The 13,786-nt window shown below is 41.1% G+C and carries 13 protein-coding genes and 2 rRNA genes; 5 read left to right on the top strand and 10 right to left on the bottom strand.

Annotation, left to right across the window (positions count from 1 at the left end; translation table 11 throughout):
- Together D0T57_RS04245 and rrf are read left to right on the top strand one after the other, a co-directional pair.
- Positions 1-89, top strand: a 23S ribosomal RNA gene (locus tag D0T57_RS04245); the annotation flags it as partial.
- Between the two features lie 184 nt (positions 90-273).
- Positions 274-384: ribosomal RNA gene (rrf, locus tag D0T57_RS04240) — 5S ribosomal RNA — on the top strand.
- Positions 385-926: 542 nt separating this feature from the next.
- On the opposite strand, the gene D0T57_RS04235 is transcribed toward rrf, so the two are convergent.
- The 8 genes from D0T57_RS04235 to D0T57_RS04200 form a co-directional block, all read right to left on the bottom strand.
- Positions 927-3,338 carry an exopolysaccharide transport family protein gene (locus D0T57_RS04235; protein WP_163271200.1) on the bottom strand — a complete coding sequence of 804 codons (2,412 nt, stop codon included), beginning with the start codon at positions 3,336-3,338 and terminating at the stop codon, positions 927-929.
- A 20-nt stretch (positions 3,339-3,358) separates the two neighbouring features.
- Complete coding sequence (locus tag D0T57_RS04230) at positions 3,359-4,102, bottom strand: polysaccharide biosynthesis/export family protein (RefSeq protein ID WP_163271198.1); 744 nt, start codon at positions 4,100-4,102, stop codon at positions 3,359-3,361.
- Between the two features lies 1 nt (position 4,103).
- Positions 4,104-4,916, bottom strand: a complete 813-nt coding sequence (locus tag D0T57_RS04225) for a polysaccharide biosynthesis/export family protein (protein WP_163271196.1) — start codon at positions 4,914-4,916, stop codon at positions 4,104-4,106.
- 28 nt (positions 4,917-4,944) lie between these two features.
- On the bottom strand, positions 4,945-5,502 hold the full coding sequence (def, locus tag D0T57_RS04220) for a peptide deformylase (protein ID WP_163271194.1): 558 nt from the start codon (positions 5,500-5,502) through the stop codon (positions 4,945-4,947).
- 9 nt (positions 5,503-5,511) lie between these two features.
- Entirely contained in the window at positions 5,512-5,937 is a 426-nt protein-coding gene (ruvX, locus tag D0T57_RS04215; RefSeq protein WP_163271192.1) for a Holliday junction resolvase RuvX, read from the bottom strand.
- 159 nt (positions 5,938-6,096) lie between these two features.
- Positions 6,097-6,876 carry an LPS export ABC transporter ATP-binding protein gene (gene lptB / locus D0T57_RS04210; protein WP_163271190.1) on the bottom strand — a complete coding sequence of 260 codons (780 nt, stop codon included), beginning with the start codon at positions 6,874-6,876 and terminating at the stop codon, positions 6,097-6,099.
- A gap of 18 nt (positions 6,877-6,894) precedes the next feature.
- Complete coding sequence (locus tag D0T57_RS04205; protein ID WP_255490485.1) at positions 6,895-7,938, bottom strand: branched-chain amino acid aminotransferase; 1,044 nt, start codon at positions 7,936-7,938, stop codon at positions 6,895-6,897.
- A gap of 96 nt (positions 7,939-8,034) precedes the next feature.
- Positions 8,035-8,586, bottom strand: coding sequence for a peptide deformylase (locus D0T57_RS04200; RefSeq protein ID WP_163271186.1), 552 nt, complete (start codon positions 8,584-8,586; stop codon positions 8,035-8,037).
- 252 nt (positions 8,587-8,838) lie between these two features.
- On the opposite strand from D0T57_RS04200, the gene D0T57_RS04195 reads away from it, so the two are divergent.
- Genes D0T57_RS04195 through D0T57_RS04185 form a run of 3 tightly spaced genes read left to right on the top strand, consistent with a single transcriptional unit; the run spans position 8,839 to position 10,853 of the window.
- Positions 8,839-9,327 carry an RNA polymerase sigma factor gene (locus tag D0T57_RS04195; protein ID WP_163271184.1) on the top strand — a complete coding sequence of 163 codons (489 nt, stop codon included), beginning with the start codon at positions 8,839-8,841 and terminating at the stop codon, positions 9,325-9,327.
- 6 nt (positions 9,328-9,333) lie between these two features.
- The gene (locus D0T57_RS04190) at positions 9,334-9,912 is read left to right on the top strand and encodes a hypothetical protein (RefSeq protein ID WP_163271182.1); all 579 of its coding nucleotides are present in this window, start codon (positions 9,334-9,336) and stop codon (positions 9,910-9,912) included.
- Positions 9,913-9,935: 23 nt separating this feature from the next.
- The gene (locus D0T57_RS04185) at positions 9,936-10,853 is read left to right on the top strand and encodes a TraB/GumN family protein (RefSeq protein WP_163271180.1); all 918 of its coding nucleotides are present in this window, start codon (positions 9,936-9,938) and stop codon (positions 10,851-10,853) included.
- Here the strand turns inward: D0T57_RS04185 and D0T57_RS04180 are convergent.
- Complete coding sequence (locus D0T57_RS04180) at positions 10,846-11,238, bottom strand: DUF2752 domain-containing protein (RefSeq protein WP_185154623.1); 393 nt, start codon at positions 11,236-11,238, stop codon at positions 10,846-10,848. The genes D0T57_RS04185 and D0T57_RS04180 overlap by 8 nt on opposite strands.
- A 14-nt stretch (positions 11,239-11,252) precedes the next feature.
- The gene (locus tag D0T57_RS04175) at positions 11,253-13,556 is read right to left on the bottom strand and encodes a transglycosylase domain-containing protein (RefSeq protein WP_255490489.1); all 2,304 of its coding nucleotides are present in this window, start codon (positions 13,554-13,556) and stop codon (positions 11,253-11,255) included.
- Positions 13,557-13,786: the final 230 nt, after the last annotated feature.

Below are 13,786 nucleotides of genomic sequence, written 5' to 3'. Positions count from 1 at the left end.
CGTTGTAGACTACAACGTTGATAGGCTGCAGGTGTAAAGGCAGTAATGTCATAGCCGAGCAGTACTAATTGCCCGCACGCTTTCTTCGAGTGAGTTGAAAGATAACTTCTATAGTTATCTTTCAACTCACACAACCCAAACAAGAAAAGAAAATAACCGGTCTTTACTTCCTCTTTTACATCATCTCAATATAGTTGACCGTTGATAATTGGAAGTTGAAAATAAATCACATTTATATCACTATCCATTATCCATTATCGACTAAAAAGATATTCAGGTGGTTATAACACCGGGGTTCCACCTCTTCCCATTCCGAACAGAGAAGTTAAGCCCGGTCGTGCCGATGGTACTGCGTAAAAGTGGGAGAGTAGGTTACCGCCGTTTTTATTAATATTAAAAGACTCATTAGATAATAATTCTAATGGGTCTTTTTTTGTGAATAGGCGCTTCAGACTGGGAAGGAACGGAATATAAATTCAAAAATATAAATAGAGAATGGTTTTTTATTGATTTTTGGTATTGTAAATAAGTGATTTAACTCTTACTCTTGATATGATCTAAATCAACTATTTCTATTCTTCATTTAGTTGGGCGCTACTGCACCCAATATGAATTAGTAGTAGGGTAGGGGCGGACAGAGAATATTGGGCGTGTTTTTCTCTCAACGCAAAAATATTGCAAGTAATTATTCTCACTATTATTCATCAGACAGGCTTTGCGTACTTCATTAATATAAGCGTCCAACTAGCAAGTGGATCGTTTTTGAATACCACTATTTTACCATAAGATAGACTGCTAAACTCACTATCGAACATACCCCAATCAACATTGTTGGCTAAAAACAACACGGATAATGTTCTCTTAACTCTCTTTCAATGAGAAGAACATTATCCGCAGTGAATCCTTAAGGGAGACTAAGTCGAATCTTAGTTCTCGAAATAGTCGTCGTGATAATATGAATTTTTCTTCAGATAATACGTTTTGTCTCCGTAATACCTCGATGTACCATAATATCCTTCACGTCCTTTCACATCGTTGAATACCAATGCAATATTATCTACTCCATCGTATTTCAACTGACTTATGACACTCTTGAAGAACGAGCGGTTGGTTTTTGCCCGCCTCACAACAAACAGAGTGGTGTCTACCTGTTCCGACAAGATGTAAGCATCGGATACCAGTCCTACCGGGCTACAGTCGATAATTACGTAGTCGTAAACTGTCCGTAAATAGTCTAATACCTGCCTGGTCTTTTCTGTCTTAATCAACTCACTCGGATTTGGAGGAAGTGTTCCGGCCGGAATGATATCGAATCCATAATCGGGATGGGATATTATAATATCTTCCAACGATACCTGCCCGATCAGGTAATTGGATATACCTTTGGTCGAATCTACTTCTAATGTCTTAGATACCGACGGACGGCGTAAATCGAGGTCGACTATGATGACCTTTTTGCCCATCAACTGATAAACTGATGCAATGTTGGTCGCGATAAATGTTTTACCGTCAGCAGGCTCGGTTGATGTAACAAGTACCATTATCTTGTCTTCGCGTTGAGCCATATATTCTATCCTGACCCTCATGTTCCGGAACGATTCGGCAAAACTCGATTTGGGATAGTTCTTGACCAGCACTACTCCGTTTGACAGTTTTTTCGAAATGTTTTCTATTGTACCAATAACCGGAAGCCCGGATATTTTTTCACATTCTTCTTTGGTCATTACCGAGAAGTTGAGCAATTCTTCTTTTACAATTACGAAGCAAAGAGGTATTATCACTCCCACAACGAAGAAAAACATATAATTTTTGCTAAGAGCATCTCCGTTTATTGGTCCTCCTATTATACGGGGTTCTTCCCATATCGAGTTGTCGGGAACATTTGATGCCCGTTGTATTTCAGCTTCCCTTTTCCGTTGGGTAAGGTATTGATGGTACACTTCATTGAGGCGTGTTTCCCGTTCAAATTTCACAAGATCTCTTTCTTGAGGAGGCAGGTTGTCCATTTTTGCGTCTAATACCTTATACTTTCTCACTAAGGCGTCTTTTCTTTCCTGTAGTTTTACTTGCAGTATTTGCACCTCTGTAAGTATTTTCTTCCTGCAATCGTTCAGCTCGTCAACCGTTTTGTTGTACAACGGGTTCTTACTTCCCAGATTTTTATATTTCTTTAGTATCAGGTTGTACTCTTGTATGTATTCACTAAGCCTTTGATTGGAGATATTCAGATGAGTCGGTTCAATCATTTCATCCCCATTCATCACCATATTCTTTACAGCCTCGGTCAGAGCCAATATGGAGCGCTCTCTCAGGGCTAAAACATCTTTTTCGCTGTTTGCACTGTCAAGGTCCATTTTCAGTGTTCTCGAAGTCAGCTCATACACCCCGGTTTCCCTTTGAAATCTTTCAAGCTTTATGCGGGAAGCATCTAGCGAGTCGTTGACGGCGCGAAGCTGGTTGTCGAGGAAGTTGATCGTTAAATCTGCCTGTTCGTTTTTCAAGGTTAGGTTGTATTCCTGAAATTCGTTGAGTAGTTCCCGTAGATAATCAATATTCAAGTGTGGGTTTGTTCCATACATGATAATATTAAGTATCGACGAATTGGAGTTCTCCATCTGCGAAGTTATTTGCCCAGAAAACATTCCGATAAGTTGACTTTCCGACAGGAAATTGAAGCAAAAAGTATTGATCCCGGGTTTGAATGCCTGGCCATCTGTGCTTAAATGAGGTGTTTTTACAAGCTTTATTTTAAATAGCTCATGCTCGATCTCTTCGTCAAACGGAACGATGATCGAAGTTTTTTCCTCTGTTTCGGCATTCTTTATATAGCTCAATTCACATTTTGTCTGGTCTATATAATCCAGATTATATACATAGTAATAGGCTTCGGGCTGAAGTTCTATTACTTCTACCTTTACAGGAGAATCTGTATATAAGTTGATACTTTTGAACCGTGTTTGTATAAAGTAATTAACCCGCATATGATCGGGGAGTTTTTTTACTGTGCGTTCTGTTAGCCCATACGATTGTAGTACAATCTGTTGGTTCTCGGTGTTGCGTAGCAAACTTGCCATTGGCACCGACCCTACGGCTATGCTGGATGCATTACGGTCTTCCAAGATCATTACAGCTCGTATGCTATAGACCGGAACCCACGATTTGTTGTCGATATAGGCATATGCCAGGCACAATCCTACCGAGATGACAAACAAGTACCAGTATTTAAGCAGCCTGTAAAACCAGAGAACAAAGTCGAAGGAGACATTTGTCTTAGTCTTTATCTCCTCGAAATAAGGATCGATTTCGTTGACTTTTATGTTGTTTATATTATTCTCCATAAGAAATTATCCTGTTTTTTTTAAATCCCCCAGATAATAGAATACAGGAGGAAGGTTAAGGGGCCGGATAGCATTGAAATGAATGACGAAAAAGAACTTATGTTGAAAAACGAGTTCTTGTTGGTCGGGAAGTAAATAACATCGTTCGGGTATATATAGTAATATTCCGATTGTATTACGTCCTGCGACCTAAGGTCGAATGTTTTTACAATAGTATTTCCTTCTTCATTTTTTCTGACAATACTTACGCGGGTCAAGTCCATCGTTTCAGTTGTCTGTTGCGATATGGATAAGGCTTCGTATATGGTAAGCCGGTCTTTGTAAACCCTATAGGTACCTCTTTTTTCGTTTGCATAAATATAGAAAAAATTGTTGGCTACGGCAACTTTCACCTGCACGTCTTTCACCGACTCCTGCATCATTTCCTGAATGGCTACTTCGGCTTCCTGTACTGTCAACCCTGCAATTTTTATTGTGCCGAAGAAAGGGAATACAACCGTACTGTCTTCATATATCGTGTACGATCTCAGCACATTCTGGTTGTTTGATATTATAGAATAAAATGTCCTTACCAGTTCTTCATCGCTCGATGATAACGCACAGGTAATCATGTCGCTGGGAGCAAGTCTGTAATCTCTGTAATTCTCAAGGGTATATTGCTTGTCTATTGCTTGCAGGTAATTTATTTCCTCGCTCGAAATACAAGAAGAGAGGCCAAAAGAAATAATGACGATAGAAAGAAGGAGATGTAATAAATATTTCATATCAAAAAATCCTGATTATAACGATAACTACTCCGATCAAAGATGTTGCCAAACCGAATATTCCGGCAAAAGAAGTCGTCGACCCCAGGAATTTATTCGAAGTCTGAGGTATATATATTACATCATTAGGTTGTATGTAATAGAATTCTGTGTCTATAATATCTTTACTTCTCAAGTCGAATGTCTTTGTGGTAGTACCTGTGGCATTTTGCCTGATTATTGTAACTTTCGAACGGTCTCCATAAGGGCCAATATTCCCTGCCAATGTAAGGGCTTGAAATATATTCATCGAGGTGTTGGGCATCGTTATCCGGTTTGCCCCTGCTTCACCCAGTATGCTAAAATATCTGTTCGAAAGGGTAACATCGGCTGTGGTCCCTTCGGCAAAGTCTCCAAGTTTCTGGCTTATCAGTTTTTTTGCTTGCAGTAGTGTCAGGCCTTGCACATATACTTTCCCGATATATGGAAAGGTAATTGTTCCGTCCGAATACACTGTTATAGGGGTTACATAGTCTGTATTTTCCAGATGCCTGATTTGGTCGCTTGTGCTTACGCCGGTAGCTTCGTTCCTTCCCTGATATGTAAGCTGAGGTGTATATCCTGCAAATATGCGGGATGTTGCTTCGTCCCATGCATATACTGTTACGCTGAGCTGGTCGCCGGGGATTATACGGTATTCTTCGGGCTTGAATGTCACTTGCGGGTATTTTAGTTTTATATCCTGAAGCAGGTCTGTCTGCTTATTTGTGACGCAAGCACTAAAACTGCATATTACACAAGCTAATGTCAAGAGTATTTTCAATTCTTTTCTCATGGGTTGTTTCCGATATTTCCGGTTTATTTTAACGTCCGACAGCTTTTACTCTATATCTGCAATTTACTTTGCCTTTTATCATGTTGGTTAGCTTTGTTTTAATCAGCTGTTTGCGGATTCCTGAAATTTTGTCTATAAATAGCTTCCCATCTATATGGTCGTATTCGTGTTGTATGCACCGGGCAAAGAATTGGTCGTATTCTTCGTCGTGGGCTACAAAATTTTCGTCCATATATTGTATCCTGATTTTTTCGTGCCGCTCTACGGCTTCGTTTATGCCGGGAACACTGAGGCACCCTTCTTCCATTTTTACTATTTCGCCAGAGGTCTCTACGATTTTAGCATTTATAAAAACTTTCTTAAAGTCTGCATACTCAGGGTTATCTTCTGCCAATGGTTCGAGGTCGATAACAAACAGGCGGATATCAAGCCCTATTTGCGGGGCTGCAAGTCCTACGCCGTCTGCGTTATACATGGTTTCGAACATGTTGTTTATCAGTTCTTTCAGATTGGGGTAATCGCTCGTAATATCTTTGGCTTCTTTTCTTAATACGGGCTGTCCGTATAGGTATATCGGTAATATCATGTTGCTGTTTTATCTGTTTTGTAACCGTAGGCTTTCCATGTAACTTTGCAGTATGATGGTCGCACTGACTTCGTCCACTAAACTTTTGTTTTGTCTGTCTTTTTTCTTCAATCCGGCATCAATAATAGCCTTTTGTGCTAAGGACGATGTAAATCGCTCGTCATACATCTTTACGGGTATATCCGGGTATAATATTTTCAGTTTCTTGACGAACGGGCGGATATGCCTCATGCTTTCCGAATCCTGATTGTTCATTTGCTTAGGCAACCCTACTATGATACATTCTACATCTTCTTTCTCCAGATAAGCTTTCAGGTAATCGAATAAAGTATGTGTAGGAACGGTGGTCAAGCCGTTTGCTATTATTTTCAGTATATCTGATACAGCCAGCCCTGTCCGTTTAGTACCATAATCTATTGCTAAAAGTCGTCCCATATATTAAACGGCAAAGTTAGATAAAAATTCTTTATCTATCTCTATCTTAAATGCTGAAATCGTATAATTTAAGATTGATTTGTAAAATGCAAAAAAGATGAAGTTCGATTATTGCAAACTTCATCTTTTTTATGTTTTATTTTATTGTCGTGTATTACATTAACTCTTTAAGTGTTCGAAATTCCGGCGTTTCAATTCGAAATCCCGTCCCAGATATTTCTCCCGAACTATTTCGTTAGATGCTAGCTCTTCGGCTGTTCCCTGAAACAATACTTTTCCCTCGAACAACAAGTATGCCCTATCGGTTATACTCAAGGTTTCGTCCACATTGTGGTCGGTGATAAGTATTCCGATATTTTTATATTTCAACTTCGCTACAATTTCCTGGATGTCTTGTACTGCAATAGGGTCTACTCCTGCAAACGGTTCGTCGAGCATTATAAACTTAGGGTCGATGGCGAGGCAGCGGGCTATCTCCGAGCGTCTCCGTTCTCCTCCCGAGAGCCTGTCACCGAGGTTTTTCCTCACTTTGTGTAGTCCAAACTCATCAATCAGGCTTTCCAGCTTTTCTTTTTGATATGCCGCCGAGGTATTTGTCATTTCCAATACCGATTTGATATTGTCTTCTACGGTCATTTTTCTGAAAATAGATGCTTCCTGTGCCAGATAACCGATACCGTTTTGCGCCCTTTTGTAGACAGGGAATTTCGTAATCTCCTGCTCGTTGAGGAAAATCTTTCCCTCATTGGGCATCACCAGGCCTACTGTCATATAAAAAGTGGTAGTCTTGCCGGCACCATTTGGTCCCAGCAAACCTACTATTTCGCCTTGTTTTACGTCTATGGAAACATGATTCACTACAGTCCGCGACTTGTAACGTTTCACGAGATTCTCGGTGCGCAGCACCATCTTTTCTTCACTCTGCACTATATCCTCCATATTGCGGGTAGGGGTGTTTTATTCTAATATGGTAACCCAGTTGTGAGTGTCGGGTTCGTCACCCAGCTGGATACCTCTCAGTTTATTGTACAATTTTGTGCTTATAGGGCCTGCATTCCCGTCTTTGGATATAATATAAGACTTGTTTTCGTCAATGTCGTCTACCCTGAGTATCGGGCTTATTACAGCAGCGGTACCTACCTGTCCGGCTTCTTCGAATGTGGCGAGTTCGTCTTCAGCCACCTGTCTGCGTTCTACCTTTATACCCATATCTTCAGCCAGTTGCATCAGGCTATTATTGGTTATAGATGGCAATATGGATGAAGAAAGTGGTGTTATATAGGTATTATTCTTGATGCCAAAGAAATTGGCAGGGCCGCATTCGTCCAGATATTTCTTTTCTTTTGCATCCAGATACAATACTGCCGAATATCCTTTTTCGTGGGCAATGTGTCCGGCTGTAAGGCTGGCAGCATAATTCCCCCCGATCTTGATCGTTCCTGTTCCCAGCGGGGCGGCACGGTCGAAGCCGCGGAGTATAGCTACGGGTGTCGGCTTGAATCCTTCTTTGAAGTAAGGGCCTACTGGTGTCACGAATACCAGAAACAGGTATTCGTTTGCCGGCTTCACCCCTACCTGCGCACTTGTGCCTATTAGCAGAGGGCGGATGTAGAGCGAAGCTCCGCTTTCATAAGGTGGTACAAACCGTTCGTTGAGCTTAACTGCTTTGGTTACGGTTTCTTCGAATACTTCGACCGGCAGTTCGGCCATCATAATACCCCTGCACGAAGCCTGCATACGCAGAGCGTTATCCCTCATTCTGAAAATACGGATCTTTCCGTCTTTTCCTTTGAATGCTTTTAGTCCTTCAAAAGCTTCCTGGCCGTAGTGGAGGCAGGTTGCAGCCATATGAATGTCGATGTTTTCGGATGTAGTTTCGGTTGGTGTACTCCATTTACCATCTTTGTAGTAACTTCTTACATTGTAATCTGTCTTCATATAGCCGAAAGACAAGTTTGGCCAATCTATTCCGTTCATATTCGTAAAAGTTTTCTCAGTCAATATATATTGATAGGTGATTCTGTTAGCAAAAGTACAATTTTTGGCGATATATAAGTGATGTTTTTTTAGATATATTACTACTATTATAGCATTTTTCTAATTATCGTTTTCGCCGCATAGCTTATCCGTATAGAGTATTCCTTGCAAATGATCGTATTCGTGCTGGAATACAACGCCCGTAAAATCACCTTCGCGCGAGTAACCCTTGAGTATGTCTCTTTTCTTCTCGCCTTTTTCATTGTAATATTCTACCTCTATCCACGGGTAACGAAATGTGTCGCCCGACATATCGGGTACGGAAAGGCAACCGTCGTTTTCGAAGCATATCGTATTCTTGGGATGTGATATTATCCGAGGGTTGATCGCCACCTCTACCGGGTTTTCCGGTTTGTCGAGTCTCATAAACAGGAACAGGTTGCGGGCGATGCCAACTTGTACGGCGGCTATACCCACTCCCGACTCTATGTCCATCGTAAGTTTCAATCGTTTGATGAACAGCTGCCAGTCGGGATTCACAATTTCGCGGATATCTATATCCGTACTTTTCTTCCTCAAGAATGATGAGTCTTCTTCGCCGGTGACCACTAGTACCCTGAAAGGTGTGTTCTCGTCGTTGTCGTTTATTAATATTTTCTCTTGTTGAGTCATATATAGTGCCTTATTGCATGCTGTGAAGCATACGGATAATATTATTATCACAAATAGGAGTGTAGTTTTCTTCACTTTTTTGTCCGGTTGATAATTTTACAAATATACAAAAACCCTTTAATGTTCGGTAGTTAATGATATTCATATAAACAAATAACAAACTATTTTCAAGAAAAAATAAAAAATATTTACTTCGTGTGTGACAAACCGGGGTACGTCGACGACTTATAAATAAAAACATTAAGAAAATAAATGACACAGCAGTTGGGAAGTGATAAGCAGTTTTTAGATATGATCCGCCAGAATGAAGGTATCATCTATAAGGTCACTTCTTTTTATGCAGACAAAGAGCATCCGATAAGCGACTTGTATCAGGAGGTTGTGATCAATTTGTGGAAAGGTTTCCCTTCTTTCAGGGGGGAGAGTAAATATTCCACATGGATATACCGGATAGCACTTAATACTTGTGTGTCGTTCTACAGGAGAAGTAAGAGGGATATCAATTATGTAGATATTACGATGGATATCCCCGATACGGTAGACAATAATGATAAGATACAGGAACTTTACAGGCTAATAGATAAACTGGGGAAAATAGAACGCGCTTTAGTCTTGCTGTATTTGGATGATAAACCATATAAGGAGATCAGCGAGATTACCGGACTGACTGTTACCAATGTGGCGACTAAACTCAACCGGATAAAAGAAAAACTAAAGCAAATGTCGAACGGGGATAATTAATAAGCTATGGATTTAGACAATATAAAGAAAGATTGGCAGGGTACTAATTTCAAGCCAACTATCGACGAAGAAAAAATAATAAAGATGGTGGACAATAAAGGGCAAAGCGCCCTTGCCCGCATCTTGAGATATGAGAAAATGGGTGCTGTCGTTCTCCTTTTTTGCATACCTTTAGGATATGGAGTGTTTTCGAAATACTGGGAGGTATTGGCCTTCTATATACTATCGGCTATATTGGGGCTTACTTGGCAAGTTTGTAAAATCGGCAAACTAAAGAAAATAGATATGCTTCATCAGGGCATAACCGAAATTTCAGGTGATTTTTATTGGTACCGTAAAGCCATGATAAAAGAGTTTACGATAGGGCTTATCTGGTTTGTTGCTTTTGCTGTAATATGGGGCGGTTTCGAACTTGTAAATAATTCCGAGCACTTCCTTTCGCATTGGGTGGTATTTGTGGTTACTATGTCTATCGGATTCTTATTGGTTATTTGGATATACAAAAAACTATATTGGAACAATATGAAAAAGATAGAGGACTCAATTAAGGAGGTCGAAGAATTTGAAAAAGATAATATCGAATAAACATTGAAATAATAAAAATATCTATGAGAACATTAAATTTTATCTGGGTTGCCATATTGATTTTTTTAGCATCAGTATTTTCGGCAGTAGCACAAGATACAGAACAATATACAGGCACTTTGCTCTGGAAAGTGTCGGGCAACGGACTCGAAAAGCCGTCATATATATTGGGTACACACCACTTGGTCCATGTTAGTTTTGCTGATAAAATAGCAGGGCTGAAAGATGCAATGGAGACTACAGAGCAAACCGTTGGCGAGCTATTAATGTCAGACCAGACGTCTATGCAAGCAAAGATGCAGCAAGCTGCTGTAATGCCGGCAGGCGAATCTTACGACAAGCTGTTGTCGGCCGAAGATTATGCCACACTCGATCGCGGATTAAGAGAAATGCTTACAGTTGGGCTGGATCAATTGGGGCGGCTGAAACCCGGAATGCTTTCGATGGTCTACACCATAACCTTATACACGAAGATATATCCGGAGTTTAACCCGATGAGCCACGAAGCCATCGATGCTTATGTGCAGCGCATAGCAAAAGAAAAGGGTAAGCCGGTTTTGGGACTCGAAACAGTAGAAGACCAGATATACGCATTGTTCGATGCTGCGCCATTGAAAGAATATGCAGAAATACTTGCTTGCGGAGTCAAAACCAGCGATAAAGTAAAAGAGCAAATGGATAAGATGAGCAACTATTATACCAATGGCCAGCTGCGCGAAATGTATGACCTGACTTTTGATGCTGATGATGAATGCCAAATGTCGCAAAAACATCAGGATGCCTTATACAAAGACCGTAATGACAAATGGGTGGAAAAGCTTCCTGCAATAATGAAAGACAAATCGAGCCTTATTGCTGTCGGCGCACTTCACCTTGTAGGCAAAGACGGGCTTCTCGTCCAACTGGCTCAACAAGGATATACAATAGAACCGGTTAAATAAGGTTTCTGCCTATCCAGAATAGTATTACAATCGCTGATACTACTATAACAGCATTCTTTTTATACAACACTTGTTTTATTCGGGGGTATCGTTCTTTGCCTCCGAATATTTCTATATATACGCCTAGTACTATATAAGGTATGGCGCAGACAAACAGTGGATTGTTGGCGAAAGCCTCTTTCAGCCTGAAATGCAACAAGTGATGTATGGCTCTTTGCATACCACAAAGAGGGCAATCGAGACCTGTAAGCCAATGGAATATACATGGCGGGAAGAATAGGTGTTTCTCCGGATTGAAGATGTAAAATATTATTCCTCCGGCCAACAATATACCCGTGAGCCCTAGCAGGCGTTGGGTATATTTTGACTTAAGAATAGCTTTCAATCGAAAAACTTCGTTTAATTAAAGATATTGTCAATGCCTACAGGCGAAGGGTCGTCAACTACTTCGTCGTCCCTCGATTTATCGCACACTCCATATCCCTTTACAGTAGGGAAGCGTTCGGTCTGGCTATAGCCAAGCTTGCTGTCGGCAAATACTTTTTTGTAGAATAAACCGACTATAGGAAGTGCAGCACTGGCGCCTTGTCCTTCTGCCATAGAGTTGAAGTGAATGGTCGGCTCCTCGCCTCCAACCCAGCACCCGGCCGAAATACGTGGCGTGAAGCCCATAAACCAAGCGTCGGAATTGCTGTTTGTAGTTCCGGTTTTCCCTCCCATTGGGGCTGTTACAGCATAGTTCCTTCTTAGGCGGCTACCTGTACCTCCGTTCATAACTCCCTGCAACATATCAATCATTTTCACATAAGAACTTTCGCTGAACACCTCGTTCATCTGAGGTACAAAGTTGGCGATGATGTTGCCGTATTGATCTTCTATGTGTGTGATGTATATAGGATTTACCCTTACCCCCTTGTTGGCAAAGGATGTGTATGCGGCAGCCATTTCGGCAACGGTAACTTCGGGTGTTCCCAGCGACATAGATACCACAGGGTCTATTTTTCCGGTAATGCCAAATGAACGCAGCATCCGTGTAAATGTATATGGCGATGTCTTGTCCATCAGGTAGGCGGTTACCATATTGTCGGAGTTCTGAAGCCCCCATCTTATAGTTACCTTTTCCCCTACTTTCGAAGATTTTATCCCCCTTGGCGACCACGACCTTCCGTTTTCGGTTATCAAAGTCTGTTGCTCGTAAAGCATTTCATCGCAAGGGGTAAACCCTTCTTCCATCGACAGGGTGTATAGGTATGGCTTGATAGTAGATCCTACCTGACGGCGTCCCATATTCACCATATCGTATTGGAAGTAGCTGTAGTCTATTCCTCCTACATAAGCTTTTACATATCCGTTGTGTGTATCCATCGCCATAAACCCGGTGCGGAGAAACGATTTGTGATAGCGTATCGAATCCCAAGGGGTCATCAGCGTATCTATTTCACCCTTCCATGAGAAGACTTTCATGTCGATAGGCTTCTTGAATGTTTTGGCTATTTCGCTTTCCGATACTCCGTCTTTCTTCATCTTCTTGTATCTGTCGGAGTTTTTCATCGCTTTAGCCAGGAGGTTGTCGATGTTTTTTTCTTCCTTACGCGAATATGGAGCATAAGACTTTCCTCTATTTTCTTTGTCGAAAGCAGGTTGCAGGAATTTACTCATATGTTCTACAACGGCCTCTTCGGCATATTGTTGCATGCGCGAATCTACTGTTGCATATATTTTCAGTCCGTCGGTAGCCAGGCTGTAGTTCGATCCGTCAGATTTTTTATTCTTGTTGCACCAACCATACAGAGGATTGGTTTCCCAGCTAAGCGAATCCAGTGCATATTGTTCGGTCTGCCACGATGCGTAATTGCTTCTCTTTGGTTTTTTTGCGCTTAGGGTAATGCGTAGGTACTCCCTAAGGTAAGGAGCCAGACCATCTTTGTGGTCTACCCTTCTGAAGTCTAACTTCAGTGGGATTTGTTTCAGCGCATCGTATTCTTGTTGAGATATATAGCCATAATTTTGCATCTGCTTCATCACCATGTTGCGTCTGGCTTCTGCTCTCTCCGGGTATCTTTTGGGGTTGTATTGTGCAGGATTCATACACATACCTATCAGCATTGCGGCTTCTTCTCGTGTCAGATCCTTGGGTGTTTTATTGAAATAGACTTGTGCTGCCGATTTTATTCCAACTGCATTGTGAAGAAAGTCGAACTGATTGAGGTATAGGTTGATAATCTCTTCTTTGGTATAATACCGTTCGAGCTTTACTGCAATCACCCATTCTATAGGCTTGCGTAGTAGTGCCCGTTCGAATACATTCTCGGAAGGAGGCGAGTATAATATTTTTGCCAATTGTTGTGTAATTGTACTACCCCCTCCGGCACTCTTGTCAAATAAAAAGATTCTTTTGATCACAGCCCGCCCCAAAGCATAGGCGTCTACTCCGGAATGTGAGTGAAAGCGCGCATCCTCATTGGCTATCAAAGCTTCTACCAGATAAGGAGATAAGTCGCTGTAATCTGAATATATACGGTTGTTCTTTGCCTGCGAATAAGTTCCCAACATTTCGCCATCGGCCGAATATACCTGCGATGCGTATTTGTCGATAGGGTTTTCCAGCGATTCCACATCCGGCATATATCCTATTACGCCCAAGCTGATTAGAGTAAACACGATGGAAACCAATACGATAAGACTAATAAAACCCGTCCACATCCATTTTACTATCCGTTTGGCCTTTCCTTTCTTCTCCTTTTTCTCTTTCGAATCCGCTTTTTTCTTGTCCATTAATTCTTATTTTACAATGTAGTGTGCCGCTGCAAATTTAAACAAAACGTTTTAATTATATAGATAAAAAAGATTTAAATGGTTATAAAACCATCGGTTCGGACTTTGCCTAAAGTTTAGTTTGAGGGCAAAAAGTAATTTCCAGAAGGCGTTTGAAA

Source organism: Dysgonomonas sp. 511 (assembly GCF_010501105.1).
Taxonomy (GTDB): domain Bacteria; phylum Bacteroidota; class Bacteroidia; order Bacteroidales; family Dysgonomonadaceae; genus Dysgonomonas.
The sequence above is the reverse complement of the archived record's forward strand: the minus strand, read 5'-3'. Positions and strand labels throughout refer to the sequence as shown.

Excerpts from the sequence above, each read along its gene's own strand:
- D0T57_RS04230 (WP_163271198.1), bottom strand. The coding sequence starts at position 4,102 with ATGAAATATTTATTACATCTCCTTCTTTCTATCGTCATTATTTCTTTT.
- D0T57_RS04190 (WP_163271182.1), top strand. The coding sequence starts at position 9,334 with ATGGATTTAGACAATATAAAGAAAGATTGGCAGGGTACTAATTTCAAG.
- D0T57_RS04235 (WP_163271200.1), bottom strand. The coding sequence starts at position 3,338 with ATGGAGAATAATATAAACAACATAAAAGTCAACGAAATCGATCCTTAT.
- D0T57_RS04185 (WP_163271180.1), top strand. The coding sequence starts at position 9,936 with ATGAGAACATTAAATTTTATCTGGGTTGCCATATTGATTTTTTTAGCA.
- D0T57_RS04200 (WP_163271186.1), bottom strand. The coding sequence starts at position 8,586 with ATGACTCAACAAGAGAAAATATTAATAAACGACAACGACGAGAACACA.
- D0T57_RS04175 (WP_255490489.1), bottom strand. The coding sequence starts at position 13,556 with ATGTGGACGGGTTTTATTAGTCTTATCGTATTGGTTTCCATCGTGTTT.
- D0T57_RS04225 (WP_163271196.1), bottom strand. The coding sequence starts at position 4,916 with ATGAGAAAAGAATTGAAAATACTCTTGACATTAGCTTGTGTAATATGC.
- ruvX (WP_163271192.1), bottom strand. The coding sequence starts at position 5,937 with ATGGGACGACTTTTAGCAATAGATTATGGTACTAAACGGACAGGGCTG.
- lptB (WP_163271190.1), bottom strand. The coding sequence starts at position 6,876 with ATGGAGGATATAGTGCAGAGTGAAGAAAAGATGGTGCTGCGCACCGAG.
- D0T57_RS04195 (WP_163271184.1), top strand. The coding sequence starts at position 8,839 with ATGACACAGCAGTTGGGAAGTGATAAGCAGTTTTTAGATATGATCCGC.
- def (WP_163271194.1), bottom strand. The coding sequence starts at position 5,502 with ATGATATTACCGATATACCTATACGGACAGCCCGTATTAAGAAAAGAA.